General features: G+C 66.4%; 13 protein-coding genes and 1 pseudogene. 4 read left to right on the forward strand and 10 right to left on the reverse strand.

Annotation, left to right across the window (positions count from 1 at the left end; all coding sequences use genetic code 11):
- Positions 1-81: 81 nt before the first annotated feature.
- A pseudogene (gene tmk, locus QFZ91_RS06925) lies at positions 82-703 on the reverse strand (dTMP kinase).
- Entirely contained in the window at positions 703-1,713 is a 1,011-nt protein-coding gene (mltG, locus tag QFZ91_RS06930; RefSeq protein WP_176377812.1) for an endolytic transglycosylase MltG, read from the reverse strand. The pseudogene tmk and the gene mltG overlap by 1 nt, the downstream one beginning before the upstream one ends.
- Before the next feature lie 78 nt (positions 1,714-1,791).
- On the opposite strand from mltG, the gene QFZ91_RS06935 reads away from it, so the two are divergent.
- Positions 1,792-2,859 (forward strand): YgfZ/GcvT domain-containing protein, encoded by a 1,068-nt coding sequence (locus QFZ91_RS06935; RefSeq protein ID WP_429566769.1) that lies wholly within the window; start codon positions 1,792-1,794, stop codon positions 2,857-2,859.
- A 144-nt stretch (positions 2,860-3,003) separates the two neighbouring features.
- On the forward strand, positions 3,004-3,870 hold the full coding sequence (locus QFZ91_RS06940) for an NRDE family protein (protein ID WP_176108583.1): 867 nt from the start codon (positions 3,004-3,006) through the stop codon (positions 3,868-3,870).
- A 65-nt stretch (positions 3,871-3,935) separates the two neighbouring features.
- Here the strand turns inward: QFZ91_RS06940 and QFZ91_RS06945 are convergent, their stop codons facing one another.
- The 5 genes from QFZ91_RS06945 to QFZ91_RS06965 form a co-directional block, all read right to left on the reverse strand.
- A complete protein-coding gene (locus tag QFZ91_RS06945; RefSeq protein WP_429566770.1) occupies positions 3,936-4,895 on the reverse strand; it encodes an alpha/beta hydrolase in 960 nt (319 codons plus the stop codon).
- A gap of 90 nt (positions 4,896-4,985) precedes the next feature.
- Entirely contained in the window at positions 4,986-5,867 is an 882-nt protein-coding gene (locus QFZ91_RS06950; RefSeq protein ID WP_429566771.1) for an SDR family oxidoreductase, read from the reverse strand.
- Positions 5,868-5,919: 52 nt separating this feature from the next.
- Positions 5,920-6,918, reverse strand: a complete 999-nt coding sequence (locus QFZ91_RS06955) for an NADP-dependent oxidoreductase (protein WP_429566772.1) — start codon at positions 6,916-6,918, stop codon at positions 5,920-5,922.
- A gap of 76 nt (positions 6,919-6,994) precedes the next feature.
- Positions 6,995-7,480 carry a PaaI family thioesterase gene (locus QFZ91_RS06960; protein ID WP_176108587.1) on the reverse strand — a complete coding sequence of 162 codons (486 nt, stop codon included), beginning with the start codon at positions 7,478-7,480 and terminating at the stop codon, positions 6,995-6,997.
- Between the two features lie 103 nt (positions 7,481-7,583).
- Positions 7,584-9,095 carry a PLP-dependent aminotransferase family protein gene (locus tag QFZ91_RS06965; protein ID WP_429566773.1) on the reverse strand — a complete coding sequence of 504 codons (1,512 nt, stop codon included), beginning with the start codon at positions 9,093-9,095 and terminating at the stop codon, positions 7,584-7,586.
- 178 nt (positions 9,096-9,273) lie between these two features.
- Here QFZ91_RS06965 and QFZ91_RS06970 point away from each other — a divergent pair, with 178 nt between their 5' ends.
- On the forward strand, positions 9,274-9,651 hold the full coding sequence (locus tag QFZ91_RS06970) for a hypothetical protein (protein ID WP_429566774.1): 378 nt from the start codon (positions 9,274-9,276) through the stop codon (positions 9,649-9,651).
- Positions 9,652-9,733: 82 nt separating this feature from the next.
- Positions 9,734-10,240, forward strand: a complete 507-nt coding sequence (locus tag QFZ91_RS06975; RefSeq protein ID WP_368597426.1) for an LEA type 2 family protein — start codon at positions 9,734-9,736, stop codon at positions 10,238-10,240.
- Positions 10,241-10,337: 97 nt separating this feature from the next.
- On the opposite strand, the gene QFZ91_RS06980 is transcribed toward QFZ91_RS06975, so the two are convergent.
- The 3 genes from QFZ91_RS06980 to QFZ91_RS06990 form a co-directional block, all read right to left on the reverse strand.
- Positions 10,338-11,516, reverse strand: coding sequence for an acetyl-CoA C-acyltransferase (locus tag QFZ91_RS06980; protein ID WP_429566775.1), 1,179 nt, complete (start codon positions 11,514-11,516; stop codon positions 10,338-10,340).
- A 147-nt stretch (positions 11,517-11,663) separates the two neighbouring features.
- Positions 11,664-13,754 (reverse strand): 3-hydroxyacyl-CoA dehydrogenase NAD-binding domain-containing protein, encoded by a 2,091-nt coding sequence (locus tag QFZ91_RS06985; RefSeq protein ID WP_429566776.1) that lies wholly within the window; start codon positions 13,752-13,754, stop codon positions 11,664-11,666.
- A 157-nt stretch (positions 13,755-13,911) separates the two neighbouring features.
- Positions 13,912-15,597: a 3-(methylthio)propionyl-CoA ligase gene (locus QFZ91_RS06990; RefSeq protein ID WP_429566777.1), complete on the reverse strand. Its 1,686-nt coding sequence runs from the start codon at positions 15,595-15,597 to the stop codon at positions 13,912-13,914.
- Positions 15,598-15,705: the final 108 nt, after the last annotated feature.

Raw genomic sequence — 15,705 nt, forward strand, 5'->3', positions numbered from 1 at the left:
AATCAATTGGTTGCACGCGTTACTTCAGGTGGCGAATCAACTTGTCCGGTGGTTATAAGAATCAGCTATATCATCTTGAAATCAAAGAGTTGCGATCAATTCTTCAAGCTGCTTCTGAATACGCACGATGCTCTGCGAAGAGTCGATGACAGCGAATCGATGCGGCGCTTCTTCGGCGCGGCGCATGTATTCGGCGCGCGTGCGCTCGAAAAACGCCGCCGACTCGCTCTCGAAACGATCCGGGTTGCGCGCCGCGCTGCGCCGCTCGTTGGCGACGGGCGGGCGGCAGGTCGAACAGCACGGTCAAATCCGGCTGGAAACCACCCTGCACCCAGCGCTCGAGCGTCTCCAGCTTGTCGCGCGGCAGGCCGCGGCCGCCGCCCTGGTACGCGAAGGTGGCGTCGGTGAAACGGTCGGACAGCACCCAGTCGCCGCGCGTGAGCGCCGGCTCGATCACCTCGGCCAGATGCTGGCGGCGCAGCGCGAACATCAACAGCGCCTCCGTTTCGAGGTCCATCTTCTGATGCAGCACGATCTCGCGGATCTGCTCGCCGAGCGGCGTGCCGCCGGGCTCGCGCGTCATCACCACAGAGCGGCCGCTCGGCGCGAGCTTCGCCTCCAGGCGTTCGCGGAACCAGCCCAGATGGGTGGTCTTGCCCGCGCCGTCGATGCCTTCAAACGTTATGAATTTGCCGCGCGCCATCATTGCCCTCGAATGTATTTGTCCACGGCTTTGTTGTGTTCGCCGAGGGTGTCAGAAAAGATGCTGCTGCCGTCGCCGCGCGACACGAAGTACAGCGCGCTGCTCGGCGCCGGGTTCATCGCCGCCTGCAGCGACGCGACGCTCGGCAGCGAGATCGGCGTCGGCGGTAGGCCCATCCGGGTGTAGGTATTGTAGGGAGTGTCGGTCTGCAGGTCTTTCTTCCTGATGCGGCCGGCGTAGCTGTCGCCCATCCCGTAGATCACCGTCGGGTCGGTCTGTAGCGGCATGCCCGCGCGCAGACGGTTGGCGAACACGGCGGCGACGAGCGCCCGGTCGGACGCCTTGCCGGTTTCCTTTTCGATGATCGACGCCATCGTCAGAGCGTCGTACGGCGTCTTGTACGGCAGGTTCGGCGCGCGCGCGAGCCACGCTTCGTCGAGACGCACGCGCATCAGCCGGTACGCGCGGCGGTAGATGTCGAGGTCGCTCGTGTCCTTGTCGAACAGGTAGGTGTCCGGGAAAAACAGCCCTTCGCCGTTGCCGATCGACGCCTCGGGCGCGCCGATTGCGCTCAACAGATCGGCGTCGCTCATGCCGAGCGTGTCATGCTTCAGCGCGGGATTCGCGTCGAGCTCGGCGCGCATGCGCTTGAAGGTCCAGCCTTCGATGATCGTCGCCACGTATTCGTTGACGTCGCCGCGGGCGATTTTCTGCAGCACCTCGTAGGGGGTGATGCCGCTCTTGAACTCGTAGTTGCCGGACTTCAGGTCGCTTTGCAGGCCGAGCAGCCGCGTCATCGCGATGAACAGCTCGGGTTCGACCGGCACGCCGCCGCGATTGAGCTGCAGCGCGACGCTGCGCAGGCTGCTGTGCGGTTTGACGGTGACGTCGAGTTGCGCCGGGGTCAATTCGAGCGGGCGGGTGGCCCAGAAGTATCCAGCGGCGATGGCCGCCGCGGCCAGCACAACGACGAGCGCGCCGGCTGCGAAACATTTCTTGAAAAGGGTCATGCGAAACGTGACTGGGTTGGACTGAATATAATAACTGTTTGCCTTAGCCAAAGTCAGAATTGACTGTTCCCGGAATCCATGAACACACCGCTCGTGAACGCCCCTGCTAAAGCTTCCGGCCTCGCTCCCGCCGCGGCGGCACCCGCCGCCCTGCCCATCCTGCCGCGCCCGTCGGCCGAAGAATTCGCTGCCGTGCTGGAGCACGGCGCGTACATGCCGCTGTCGCAGTTCGGCGTGATCGACACGACCGGCGACGACGCGGCAAGCTTCCTGCACGCCCAGCTGACCAACGACGTCCAGCATCTCGATGCCGCGAACGCGCGCCTCGCCGGCTACTGCTCGGCCAAGGGCCGGCTGCTCGCGTCGTTCCTAAGCTGGCGCAGCGGCGACACGATCCGCCTGCTGGTATCGAAAGACGTGCAGGCCGCCGTGCAAAAGCGCCTGTCGATGTTCGTGCTGCGAGCAAAAGCCAAGCTCGTGGACGCGAGCGGCGAACTCGCGGTGGTCGGCCTCGCGGGCGACGTGCGCGGCGCGCTGTCGGGCGTGTTCGACGCGCTGCCCGATGGTGTGCACGTGCAGGTCGACGGCACCGCGGGCACGCTGATCCGCGTGCCGGACGCGTTGGAGCGGCTGCGCTATCTGTGGATCGGACCGAAGGCGCAAGTCGAAGCGCTGCTGCCGTCGCTGGACGGCAAGTTGAAGCGCGCGTCGCCGGCCGTGTGGGACTGGCTCGACATCCGCGCGGGCGAGCCGCGCATCACGCAGCCGGTCGTCGAGCAGTTCGTGCCGCAAATGGTCAACTTCGACGTGCTCGGCGCAGTCAATTTCCGCAAAGGCTGCTATCCGGGTCAGGAAGTGGTCGCGCGCAGCCAGTATCGCGGCACGATCAAGCGGCGCACGTCGCTCGCCAACGTCGCCGGCGAGCTTGATACGGTGCGCCCCGGCGCCGAGCTCTTCCACTCGGACGATCCTGGCCAGCCGTGCGGGATGATCGTCAACGCGGCGTCGGCACAAGGCGGCGGCGTCGATCTGCTGGTCGAGATCAAGCTCACGGCGCTCGACAGCGGCAGCGTGCATGTCGGCGCGGCCGACGGCCCCGCGCTGCGCTTCCTGACGCTGCCCTACGGGCTGCCGGCCGAGGTCTGATCGTTGGGCAGGTAAGAAGCGGCGCAATCGGGCGCCGTTTTTTATTGGCTGCTTTATTCTCGTCTGATTTTTGTCGCTTTTGTTGGCGTCTGCCTTTGCGGCATCAGGCGGCCGCCCCATGCTCTGAACGGGAGATGCTCCCCGATGTGCCTGATCGTTTTCGACTGGCGACCCGATGCGGTCGATGGTCCGCTGTTCACGCTCGCCGCGAATCGCGATGAGTTCTTCCGCCGCACGGCCGAGCCGATCGGCTGGTGGCGCGACGCGCCGGGCGTGCTGGCGGGCCGCGATCTCGTGGGCGGCGGCACGTGGCTCGGGCTGTCGCGCGACGGCCGCTTCGCCGCGCTGACCAATTACCGCGCGCCGGGCGAAATGCGCGCCGATGCGCCGACCCGCGGCACGCTCGTCAGCAACTGGCTCACGAGCGCCGCGCGCGACACCGACGGCCATCCGCACGAAACGCCGCTCGCCTATCTGGAGCACGTCGCGCAAAGCGGCGACATCTACAACGGCTTCAACCTGCTGGTCGGCGACTGGACACGCCGTGAGCTCGCGTGGTACTGCAATCGCGGCGCCGTCGACGCAAACAGTGGCCCCGCGCTGCTCGCGCCCGGCACGCACGGCATCTCGAACGCGGTGCTCGACACCGCGTGGCCGAAGCTGGTCAGAAAGCGCGGCGAGCTCGGCACCCTACTCGCGCGCAATGCAATGCCGCCGCTCGAACGCCTGATCGATCTGATGCGCGATCCGCGGCTCGCGCGCGACGACGAGTTGCCGTCGACCGGTATTCCGCTCGAACGCGAACGGGTGCTGTCGGCGGCATTCATCGAATCGCCGGAATACGGCACGCGCAGCACCACCGCGCTGCGCGTCGCCGCCTATGGCGACGTGATCGGCGTCGCGGTCGCCGAGCGCAGCGACGATAACGGCTCGCACCGCATCGTGCGGCCCGGCGATTTCGAGCGCAGCTTCGCGTTCAACGTCGAGCGCGACCGGATGAGCGTGGCGTGATCGTTTGATCGGCGCCGCGCCGGCGCATTCGCCGCCGGCCGCTCACCGCTTCGCGACGACTACCCTCACCCGATGCCGAATGCCGCGCGCAACGCCGCCGCGGCATCCGCATGCGCCTGTCCGACTTCGGGCACGAAGCCGCCCATCTTGAAGAACTCGTGGATCATGCCGGCGTAGCGCTTGAGCGTCACCGGATTGCCGAGCGCGCGTAGTTTTTCCGCATACGCATCGCCCTCGTCGCTGAGCGGATCGTATTCGGCGGTCGCGATCCACGCGGGCGCGACGCCGCGAAAATCCGGCGCGCCGCGCGCGCCGTCGAGCGGCGCGAAACGCCAGTCGTCGCGATCACCGCTATCGCGCAGGTAGTGGTCGAAAAACCACTGGATCGTGTCGCCCGACAGCAGGAAGCCGTCGGCGAGGCGCGAGTGCGAGTCGGTCTGCTGATGGCCGGTGGTGCCCGGATAGATCAGCAATTGCAGCGCGAGCGCGATCCCGGCATCACGCGCAAGCACCGCGCAGACCGTCGCGAGCGTGCCGCCCGCGCTATCGCCGCCGAGCGCGAGCCGGGTGTCGTCGATGCCGAACTCGGCCGCGTGCGCGTGCAGCCAGCTAAGGGCATCGAAGGCATCGTCGACCGCGGTCGGAAACTTGTGCTCGGGCGCGAGCCGGTAATCGACCGACAGCACCGCGCACTGGCCATCGCGCGCGAACATCCGGCACAGCGCATCGTGCGTGTCGACGCTGCCGACCGTGAAGCCGCCGCCGTGGTAGTACACGAACGCCGGCAGCGGCTCGGCCCAGTTCGGCTCGACCGGGAAGTACAGGCGCGCGCGGATCGTCGCGCCGTCGCGCGTCGGCACCGGCAGGTCTTCGACGGAGAACATCGGCGCGCTCGGGATCTCGAGGATCGGCGCGCTTTTCTCGTACGACGCGCGCGCCGCTTGCGCGCTCATCTGGTGATACTGCGGGCGTTTGGCCCGCGCGATCATGTCGAGCACCTGCTCGATCGTTGGATTCAGCGGCATGGTTTCAGCAACGTGATGCGCACAGCGCAGCGCGGCGCGCAGCGCGCCAATTGTTGTGAGGACCCGGCGCAGCGGCCACGCAGCCGGCCGCTACTCCGCGTTCTTCACCTCGGGTTTCAGCGACATCGGATCGGACGGCTCGCGCAACTGTTCGATATCCTCGTGACGCAGCTTGACGGTCGCCATGATGCCCGGGTGCGTGATGATATAGAAACGCCGCGCGGCGATTGCCTCGAACGCGATGTCGGCGACATCGTCGGCGCTGAGCTTGCCCGACTGCACCGCACGCTGCAACTGCTTGGCCGCAGCGATCTGCGAGCGCGTCGGCCGGCTTGCGTTGCGCAGCTCGTCCGGACGCGCGCGCTCGGCCTGGGCGATGCCGGTCGGCACGAAGGCGGGACACAGCAGCGAACAGCCGACCTCGCCGTCCGTGCCGGCCTGCGCGAGCTTCAGGTCGTGATACAGCGTCTCGGTCAGCGCCACCACCGCATGCTTGGACGCGTTGTAGATGCCCATCGCCGGCGGCGCCAGCAGCCCCGCGACCGACGCCGTGTTGACGATATGCGCGGGCTCGTTCTGCGCCAGCATGAGCGGCGCGAACACGCGCACGCCGTGCGCGACGCCCATCACGTTGACGCCGAACACCCACGACCAGTCGTTGGCCGAGCCTTCCCATAAGAAGCCGCCGGTGCCGACGCCCGCGTTGTTGAACAGCAGGTGGACCTTGCCGAACGCGGCGAGCGCGGCTCGCGCGAGCGCCTCGACCTGCGCGGCGCTCGATACGTCGGTCGGCACGGCGATCGCTTCGGCGCCGCCTTCGCGCAATGCGTCGACGGTCTGCGCGAGCTGCTCGGCGTTGACGTCGGCGAGCACGAGCTTCATGCCGAGCGCCGCGCCCTTGTGCGCGAACGCGCGGCCGAAGCCGCTGCCCGCGCCGGTGATCACCGCCACCTTGCCTGCGAATTCGAACATCGAGTGACTCCCTGTTTCAGTGGCGGCTGGCCGATGCATGACGACGTCGTGCTCAGATCAGCTTGACCAGTTGCTTGCCGAAGTTGCGGCCCTTCAGCAAGCCGATGAATGCCTCGGGCGCGGCGTCGAGCCCTTGCGCGATCGTCTCGCGATAGTGCAGCTTCTTCTGCGCGACGAGCGTGCCGAGCTGCTTGAGCGCCTCGGGCCACACGTCCATATGTTCGCTGACGATAAAGCCCTGCACGAGCAGCCGCTGCGTCAGCATCAGCGACGGATGCCTGAGCGGCAGCGGCTGGCCGTCATAGCCCGCGATGAAGCCGCACAGCGCGATGCGCCCGAACGCGTTCATACGCGCGAGCGTCGCGTCGAGCCCCTCGCCGCCGACGTTCTCGAAGCAGCCGTCCACACCGTCGGGCGTCGCGGCTTTCAGGTCCTGGTACAGGTTGCCGGCCTTGTAGTCGACGCAGGCGTCGAAGCCGAGCGTGTCGACCACGTAGCGGCACTTTTCCGCGCCGCCCGCGATGCCGACCGCGCGCGCGCCGGCCACCTTCGCGAGCTGGCCGACCACGCTGCCCACCGCGCCGCTCGCCGCACTGACGACCACCGTCTCGCCCGCCTTCGGCGCGATGATGCGGTTCAGCCCGTACCACGCGGTGACGCCCGGCATGCCGACCGGGCCGAGATACGCGGACAGCGGCACGTGCGTGTCGTCGACCTTCTGCATGCCCGCGCCGTTCGAGGTGCCGTACTCCTGCCAGCCGAACATCGCGACGACCTTGTCGCCGACCGCGAACTTCGGATTCCTCGTCTCGACGACCTCGCCGACCGTGCCGCCGATCATCACCTCGTTCAGCGGCTGCGGCGGCGCGTACGACTTGCTGTCGTTCATGCGTCCGCGCATATACGGATCGAGCGACAGATAATGGTTGCGCACTCGTACTTCGCCGTCGGCGAGCGGCGCCAGCGGCGTTTCGACGAGCTTGAAGTTATCGGGCGTGGCTTCGCCGTGCGGGCGCGAAATCAGCAGCACCTGGCGATTGATCTGGGCCATGAAGTCGTCTCCTTGGATTGTCGGGGATTGACCTGCATTCGTCGAATCCAGGTCGGAAGTTGATTGCGATGAGGGCTCAGTCGCTCGGACCGGGCCTGGCCGCCGGGTCGCTGCGCAGACGCTGACGCCTGACGTCGCGGCCCACCGCGAGGCGGCGCATGTACTTGAAGGTGCCGAGCGCCTTGGCGACGAAGTGACCTTCGCTGTCGCGGATCTCGCCTTCGCAATAGGCCATCGTGGTCGAGCGATGCAGCACGCGGCCGGTCGCGCGCAACTCGCCGCGCCCCGGCTGCATGAAGTTGACCTTCATCTCGACGGTGACGACGCCGACGCCGTCGCCCGCGAGACTGCGCGCGGCCATCGCGAGCGCGACGTCGGCGAGCGTCATCGTGACGCCGCCGTGCGCGACGTCCCATGTGTTCATATGATCGGGTTGCAACGGCAGCACGACTTCGCTGACGCCATCGGCGGCGCGCAGCAACTGCGCGCCGAGCCGGTCGATGAAGGGGCTTTCCGGCAACGATGGGTTGCCTGTTGTGGCGGATGTGGTGGGGTCGGTCATGGCGGTGTCTGGAGTTCGTGGCCGGCAACCTCGGAAATCGATTCGCCGCGTCCCGGCACTCCGCGAGGTGTACGCATTGGCGCTAAATGGGAAATTCTACCGGCTATCGCCTGGCTCCATCCGCCTCATTGCGCTCCGTCATGCGCGTCGCCAACCGCCCCAATCGGCGTACCGCTTCATCGACCAGATCGAGCTCCGCGCTCGGGCAACTCAGACGGATGAAACGATCGAAGCGCCCGGTGTTCGAAAACACGGTCCCAGGCATGACGCGGATGCCATCATCCAACGCCGCCTCGAAAAACGCGGCCGACGACAACCCGTGCGGCAACTCGACCCAAAAGAACATGCCGCCGCGCGGCGAAGTGAAGCGCGTGCCATCGGGAAACGCCGCGGCGATCCCCGCCGCCATGCGCTCGCGCTGAAGCCGCAGGCTCTCGCGTAAGCGCCGCAAATGCCGGGCGTAGGCGCCCGTCCCCAGAAACCCCGCGAGCACGACCTGCGCAAGCTGATCGTTATGTCGCGACTGCGCGAACTTCAGCATGCCCACGCGTGGATGCCAGCGCCCGCCATTGATCCAGCCCACCCGCATGCCCGGCGCGAGTGTCTTGTTGAACGACGTGCAATGGATCACGGTGCCGTCGGTGTCCCAGGCCTTCAGTGAGCGGGGAGACGGTTCTCCATCGACGAGATCGCGATACGGGTCGTCTTCGATCAGTGCGACGCCGGCACGCGCGCACAGCTCGACGACACCTGCCTTGTTGGAGTCGGGCATCACGCTGCCGAGCGGATTCTGCAGGTTCGGCACCACGACCACGGCCTTGATGTCGCGATGATTTTGCAAAGCGAAGTTCAGCGCTTCGACGGAAAGGCCCGTGCTCGGGCTCGCCGGAATTTCGAGCGCGCGCAGTCCGAGGCTCTCCAGTACCTGCAGCAGGCCAAAAAAACACGGCGATTCGACCGCGACGGTGTCCCCGGGCTGCGTCACCGCGCGCAACGCGAGGTTCACGGCTTCGATGCCGCCGTGCGTCATGATGATCTCATCCGCGCCGATCTCGATGCCGCCTTCGAGCGCACGCCGCGCGATGATCGCGCGCAAAGCCGGATCGCCGAAGTCAGGGCCGGCCGAGGTCAGCAGCTTGGGCTCGCGGCGCAACGCGCGCATGGCTGCCTGCTGTAGTGCATCGGTCGGATAGAGATCGGGCGCCGCGGTTGCGCCACCGAGATTGAGCGCCTGCGGATAGCGCTGGTACTTCGACACGATCGCCGAAATCGTCGCATGGATGCCGACGAACTGCGCCTCGCCCGGCGGCATCGTCAGATCCGGTTCGGAGGCATTGGGCAGCACCGTGGCGGGCACGCGCACGAAATAGCCTGAGCGCGGCCGCGCATCGATCAACGCGTCTCGCTCGAGCACACGGTAGCTCTCGGTCGCGGTCGCGAGGCTCACGCCATGCCGCTGCATGAACGCACGCATCGACGGCATGCGGTCGCCTGGGCGCAGCACGCCGTTGCCGATCGCGCGGCGATATTGATCGGCCAGTTGCCGATAAAGAGGCTGGCGGTCCGCTGAAGGGGCAGCGAACGCGTCGCGCGGTTCGAAGGTCAGTTTGCTCATACGCCAATCGTGCGGACAGTCCGCGCGGAACAACAGATACACAACGGCACGATTGGGACCGATACAGCATGGCGAAAGCTTTCGCTGTATCGGTTCCGATCGTCGATGGATGTCGCTGTACGCACGTCAGTGGACTCAATAAGCTGTACCGCATGAAAACGAATCGAAGGAAAGCGTGATGCCCGTTCCGACCTGCGCTGTCATCCCGGCTCGCCCTGCTGCATTACGCCTCGCGCGCGACCAGGCCGCCATGCTCGATCTGAACGCCGGGGCCACGATCGTGGCCGTCGAAGGCGATCTCGAACTCGAATTTCGCGATCACGCGCTCGCGTGGCTCGGCAGCGCCGTACCGTGCACGTCGATCATCGTGCGCGAAGGTGAGCATTTCATCACCGGCCAACGCGGCGTCATGTCGATCCGCGCGTCGCGCGCGGGCGCTGCGGTGCTGATCGCGCGAGCTTCGCCCGGCAATGCAGCGGAACTTCGCGAACTCGTGCGTCGAACCGTCCGGCGTCTCGCTGGCGTCGTCGCGAGATCGTGGCGGCGTACTGCCTGAACTCCGACTCGATCGCCAAAATCGACGCCTCGCCGCCAGTTAGAATGCGTGACCAACCGCTTCCTGCTTCGAGGTGCCGGTCATGTCCTTCCCACGCACGCGGCGTTTCAGCCGTTTCGCCACCTTCGTACGCTATTTCCACCTCGCCTGCGCGATCACGCTGACGCTTGGCGCATGCGCCGGGCTGCTCGGCGGCGATGCGTTGCGCGTCAACGTCGCCGGCATCGAGCCGCTGGCCGGCGAAGGCCTCGAGATGCGCTTCAACCTGAAGCTGCGCGTGCAGAACCCGAACGATTCCGCAGTGACCTTCAACGGCATCGCGGTCGATCTCGAACTGAACGGCAAGCCGTTCGCGAGCGGTGTCAGCGACCAGAGCGGCACCGTGCCGCGCTTCGGCGAAACCGTCGTCAGCGTGCCGCTGACCGTGCCCGCGTTCGCCGCGGTTCGCCAGGCGCTCGGGCTTGCGGACATCGCGCAGTCCGGCCAGGTTCCGTACCGGCTGCAAGGCAAGCTCGCGGGCGGCCTGACCGGCACGACACGCTTCACCGATCAGGGCATGTTGACCCTGCCGGGCATGGCGTCGCAGTAGACACGAAGACGGTGGATAAAAGCAAGGCGCCGCGGGTCCGACATTGTCCCTCGTCGCACCGCGGCGCCCGTCTACTTGAGGCGCGTTCGCGCCCGACTTACGCGATCTCGAACAGACCCGCCGCGCCCTGCCCGCCGCCGATGCACATCGTCACGACGACGAACTTCACGCCGCGCCGCTTGCCTTCGATCAGCGCATGGCCGACGAGCCGCGCACCCGATACGCCATACGGATGGCCCACCGCGATCGCACCGCCGTTCACGTTCAGGCGGTCGTGCGGAATACCGAGCTGGTCCGCGCAATAGAGCACCTGCACCGCGAACGCTTCGTTCAGCTCCCACAGGCCGATGTCCTCGACCTTGAGGCCGGCCTTCTGCAACAGCTTCGGCACCGCGAACACCGGGCCGATGCCCATTTCGTCGGGCTCGCAGCCAGCCACCGCGAAGCCGCGGAAAATGCCGAGCGGCTGCAGCCCTTCGCGTTCGGCCAGCGTCGCGTTCATCACGACGCAAGCCGATGCGCCGTCCGAAAACTGGCTCGCGTTGCCCGCGGTGATCACGCCGCCCGGCAGCGCGGTGCGAATCTTCGACACGCCTTCGAGCGTCGTGTCGGCGCGGATGCCTTCGTCGCCGCTGACGGTCACTTCCTTCGTGTAGAGACGGCCGCTCGCCTTGTCGGCGACACCGGCGAGCACCGTCAGCGGCACGATCTCGTCGTTGAACCTGCCGGCTTCGAGCGCGGCCGCCGCGCGCTGCTGCGAGCGCACGCCGTATTCGTCCTGGCGCTCCTTCGAGATCGAGTAGCGCTTCGCGACGTTCTCGGCCGTCTGCAGCATCGACCAGTAGATTTCCGGCTTGTGCTCGGTGAGCCAGCCGTCGGTCATCATGTGTTGGTTCATCTCGTTCTGTACGCACGAGATCGACTCGACGCCACCCGCGACGTACACGTCGCCCTCACCGGCGATCACGCGTTGCGACGCGAGCGCGATCGTCTGCAATCCCGACGAGCAGAAACGGTTCACGGTCATGCCCGGCACGCTGACCGGCAGGCCGGCGCGCAACGCGATCTGCCGCGCGATGTTGCCGCCCGTCGCGCCTTCCGGATTCGCGCAACCCATGATCACGTCCTCGACGCGCGCCGGGTCGAGCTTCGCGCGCTCGACCGCGGCCTGCGCCACATGGCCGCCGAGCGTCGCGCCGTGCGTCATGTTGAAACCGCCGCGCCACGATTTGGCGAGGCCCGTGCGGGCGGTGGATACGATTACGGCGTCAGTCATGGGTGTCTCCAATTGCAATGTCGAAGTGGCGCGCCGGCTCCCTGCCGTGCGTTCAAAAGCGCATCACCGCGCCGCCTCTGTCGTTTGATGCGAGCCGCTGCGGGCGTCACCCGCAGCGCTCGATACGTGTGCTGAAGTGGGCCGTGCTCAGCCGTTGAAGCCGCGACCTTCGGCCGCCAGCTTCGCGATGCTCGGCGCGAGCTTCCACGCGTCGCCGTTCGGCCGCGCCGCATAGCGGCGAATCGCGCGCTCGACGTTGTAGAGCCCGACCGTATCCGCGTACAGCATCGGGCCGCCGCGATATAGCGGGAAGCCGTAGCCGGTCAGATAGACCATGTCGATATCCGACGCCTTCGACGCGATGCCTTCCTCGAGAATCTTCGCGCCTTCGTTGACGAGCGCGAACACCAGACGCTCGACGATTTCCTCGTCGCTGATCTTGCGGCGCTCCGAGTGGGTTTCCTTCGAGTACTCGACGATCATTTCGTTGACCACGCCGGACGGATACGCGTTGCGATCGCCCGCCTTGTAGTCGTACCAGCCGCCGCCGGTTTTCTGGCCGAAGCGGCCCATCTCGCACAGACGATCTGCGATCTTCGAGTAGTGCATGTCGGGACGCTCGATATAGCGGCGCTTGCGGATCGCCCAGCCGATGTCGTTGCCGGCGAGGTCGCTCATGCGAAACGGGCCCATCGCGAAGCCGAATTTCTCGATGGCCTTGTCGACCTGCGCGGGCAATGCGCCCTCTTCGAGCATGAAGAGCGCCTGACGCAGGTACTGCTCGATCATCCGGTTGCCGATAAAGCCGTCGCACACGCCCGACACCACGGCGGTCTTCCTGATCTTTTTCGAGAGCTTCATCACGGTGGCGAGCACGTCTTTCGCGGTCTCTTTGCCACGCACGACTTCGAGCAGCTTCATCACGTTGGCCGGGCTGAAAAAGTGCATGCCGACCACATCCTGCGGACGCTTCGTGAACGCGGCGATTTTGTCGACGTCGAGCGTCGACGTGTTCGACGCGAGGATCGCGCCCCGCTTCGCGACTTCGTCGAGCCGGCGGAACACCTGCTCCTTCACGGCGAGCTCTTCGAACACGGCTTCGACGATCATGTCGGCGTGCTTCAGGTCGTCGTAGGACAGCGTCGGGCTCAGCAGCGCGAGACGCTGCTCCATCACCTCGGCCTTCAGCTTGCCTTTCTTAACGGTCGCCTCGTAGTTCTTGCGGATCGTTGCGAGACCGCGGTCGAGCGCTTCCTGCTTCGTTTCCAGCAGCGTGACCGGGATGCCCGCATTGAGGAAGTTCATCGCGATGCCGCCGCCCATCGTGCCGGCGCCGATCACGGCCACCTGATTGATCTCGCGCACGGGCGTATCGGACGGCACGTCGGGAATCTTGCTCGCGGCGCGCTCGCCGAAGAACGCATGACGCAGCGCGTGGCTCTCCGGCGTCTGCACGAGCGCGATGAAGCATTCGCGCTCGAATGCGAGGCCCTTGTCGAAGCCATCCTTCACGCCAGCTTCGACCGCGTCGATGCACTTATGCGGCGCCGGGAAGTTCTTCGCGATGGCCGCGACGCTATTGCGCGCGAACTGGATGAAACCGGCCGCGTTCGGATGTTCGATCTTGCGCTCGCGCACCTTCGGATGCGGGCCAGCTTGCGCGCCGACCTTGCGCGCGAACGCGAGCGCGGCTTCGGCCAGTTCGGCGGGATTCGCGACGAGTTGGTCGAACAGCCCCGAATCGGCGAGCTTTTCCGACAGCACCGGCGCGCCCGACACGATCATGTTCAGGGATGCTTCCAGACCGATCGCGCGCGGTAGACGCTGGGTGCCGCCCGCGCCCGGCAGGATGCCGAGCTTCACTTCGGGCAGCGCGATTTGCGCGCCGGCCGCGGCGACGCGGTAATGCGCGCCCAGCGCAAGCTCGAGGCCGCCGCCCATCGCAACGCTGTGAATCGCCGCGACGACCGGCTTCGCGCTGCCTTCGACGGCCTTGATGACGGTCGCGAGCGTCGGTTCCTGGGTCGCCTTCGGCGTATTGAATTCGGTGATGTCGGCGCCGCCCGAGAAGGCCTTGCCCGCGCCCGTCAGCACGATGGCCTTGATGGCCGGATCGTTCTGCGCGCGCTCGAGCCCTTCGACGATCCCCGCCCGCGTCGACAGACCGAGCCCATTGACCGGGGGATTGTTCAGCGTGAGAACGGCCACGCCGTCATGAGTTGTGTAGTCCACTGCCATCTGCGTGCCTCCGTGCGATCCATACATTCATTGAGGCGGCGCATGGCGCGCCGCCTGTCCGGTTCATCGAGCCTGATTATTGTCAGACTTTCTCGAGCGACGGTCCCGGTATCAGCGCGCAGAATACACCGAAAAAGCACGAACGTTCAATTTATTATTAAACGGGGTTTCCCCTGGGCCCGGGGGTCAGCGGACAGTCGCGGCTGTCTTCGAGCGCGGACGGCAGCACGTGGTCGCGGAACAGGTCGCGCAGCTTCAGCTTCTGCAGCTTGCCGGTCGCCGTGTGCGGCAGTTCGTCGACGAACACGACATCGTCGGGAACCCACCACTTCGCCACTTTGCCGTCATAGAACGCCAGCAGTTCGTCGCGCGTGACGTCGTGCCCCGCGCGTTTGACGACGAGGAGCAGCGGCCGCTCGGTCCACTTCGGATGCGCGCACGCGATGCACGCGGCTTCCGCGACCGCTGGATGCGCGATCGCGACATTCTCGAGTTCGATCGAACTGATCCATTCGCCGCCCGACTTGATCACGTCCTTCGAGCGGTCGGTGATGTGCAGGAAGCCGTCGGGGTCGATCGTCGCGACGTCGCCGGTCGGAAACCAGCCGTCGATGAGGGGCGAGTCTTCCTTGCGGAAATACCGGTCGATGACCCACGGCCCGCGCACGTGCAGATCGCCGAACGCGACGCCGTCCCAGGGCAGCTCGCGGCCGTCCTCGCCGACGATCTTCATGTCGACGCCATAGATCACATGGCCCTGCTTTTCGAGCAGCTTGCGCTGCTCGGCGAGCGGCCGCTGGCTCTGCTCCCAGTTCAGCTTCGACAACGTACCGAGCGGCGACATCTCCGTCATGCCCCACGCATGGATCACCTGCACGCCGTAGTCGTCCTCGAGCACCCGCAGCATCGCGGGCGGACAGGCGGAGCCGCCGATCACCGTGCGCTCGAGCGACGAAAACTTCGCGCCGGTTTCGCGCAGGTGGTTCAGCAGACCGAGCCACACGGTCGGCACGCCGGCCGAGCACGTGACGCGTTCGCTCTCCATCAGCTCGTACAGCGACTTGCCGTCGAGATCCTTGCCGGGGAACACGAGCTTCGCGCCGGTCAGCGGCCCGGCATGCGCGAGGCCCCACGCGTTGACGTGGAACATCGGCACGATCGGCAGCACCGAGTCGCGCGCCGACAGGCTCATCGAGTCGGGCAACGCCGCGCCGAACGCGTGCAGCACCGTCGAGCGATGCGTATACAGCGCGCCTTTCGGATTGCCGGTCGTGCCCGACGTATAGCAGAGGTACGAGGCCTGCTGCTCGTCGAGCGCGGGCCAGTCGAAGCCGCCGTCCTGCCCGTCCATCAGCGTTTCGTAGCACAGCACCGACGTTTGCATCGGCGGCCGATGCGCTTCATCGCACAGCGCGATCCAGCCGCGCACGCGCGGGCACTGCGGCGCGAGCGTGTCGACCAGCGCCGCGAACGTCGTGTCGAACAGCACGTACGCATCGTCGGCGTGATTGATGATGTAGGCGATCTGATCGGGGAAAAGGCGCGGGTTGATCGTGTGACACACGGCGCCGAAGCCGGTGGTGCCGTAATACGCTTCGAGATGCCGGTAGCCGTTCCACGCGAGCGTCGCGACCCGGTCGCCCGATTCGACGCCGAGCGCGATGAGCGCCTGCGCGAGTTGCTTCGCGCGCTTCTCGCAATCGCGGTACGTGTAGCGATGCAGGTCGCCTTCGATGCGCCGCGACACGATTTCGGTGCTGCCGAAATGGCGTGCGGCATGCGCGAGCAACGATGATACGGTGAGCGGCACGTCCATCATCTGGCCCAGCAGCGGCGTCGTCATAAGGCGGGGTCTCCTCGGCTCGTTAGTGTGTCGATGGGGTTGTGGTCGGGTTTGTTGAATGAGTGGTCGTGAAGCGGATAGCGCGCCGAACAGCGCGAAGTGCAAGAT

Source organism: Paraburkholderia sp. JPY419 (genome assembly GCF_050435705.1).
GTDB classification, from domain to species: domain Bacteria; phylum Pseudomonadota; class Gammaproteobacteria; order Burkholderiales; family Burkholderiaceae; genus Paraburkholderia; species Paraburkholderia youngii.